This window comes from Alcanivorax sp. HI0044, assembly GCF_001634945.1.
This window is the reverse complement of record NZ_LWEZ01001734.1, coordinates 1-858: the sequence shown is the minus strand read 5'-3', so window position 1 is coordinate 858 and position 858 is coordinate 1. Positions and strand designations below refer to the sequence as shown.

General features: G+C 54.5%; 2 protein-coding genes. Both read right to left on the bottom strand.

Going from position 1 to position 858, the window contains the following annotated elements:
* A partial coding sequence (locus A3730_RS30670; protein WP_156501377.1) for an HTH domain-containing protein occupies positions 1–119 on the bottom strand: 119 nt, incomplete at its 3' end.
* Between the two features lie 5 nt (positions 120–124).
* A partial coding sequence (locus tag A3730_RS26045; protein WP_156501376.1) for an AMP-binding protein occupies positions 125–858 on the bottom strand: 734 nt, incomplete at its 5' end.

The following is an 858-nucleotide window of genomic DNA, read 5'->3' as shown; positions in this document are numbered from 1 at the left end:
CGCTGGACTCGCTTCCAGACCCCAGCCCGGGAAATACCCAACACCTCCCCAAGCTCTGAACCGGAACGAAAGTTACCATCGGCGAGAAGACGGACCAGCGACTGATCCGCCTCTTTCATCGTGCTCAAGCCTCCCAAACAACCCCGCGCGTCTTGGACCACTGAGCAATATCATCAGCGTAACGTTTTTCGATTTCATTGCGCTTGAGCTTCAATGTCGGGGTGATCAGGTTATTTTCGACACTCCAGGCATCTTTGCACACGATCAACGTGGTCATACGCTCGTGAGGGTCCAACACCTCGTTGACGCGAGCGAGCAGTTTCTCCAGCTCCTTGGTAAAGTGCTCCTTCTCACTGCCCTTACTCAAACGCTCCTGCTCTTCCGGAGTAATGTTAAGCAAGGCAACCGGCTGCCCCATACCCTCGCCGATTACACAAGCCAGCTCGAGACCCGGCATGGTAGACAGTCGATTCTCGATCGGCGCTGGCGCCACATATTTGCCCTTTTCCGTTTTGAAAATCTCTTTCACGCGACCAGTGATGCGCAAACGGCCCTTGCCGTCGATTTCACCCACATCGCCCGTGCGCAACCAACCGTCTTCGGTCAGATCTTCCGCTGTCTTCTCAGGCTGCTTGTAGTAACCCTTCATATTCCCCAAGCTGCGCACGAGAATTTCGCCACCTTCTCCGATACGGCATTCAACCCCATCATTGGGTGTGCCCACCCAACCAATTTGTTGGTCGCCCTCTTCGGTGGTGTGCGACCACGCCAGGTTTTCTGTCATGCCGTAAACTTCGAGAATTTCCAGATCCAGTTTCTTGAACCAGGTAATAATCTCAGGTGACAGCGCGGCGGCAC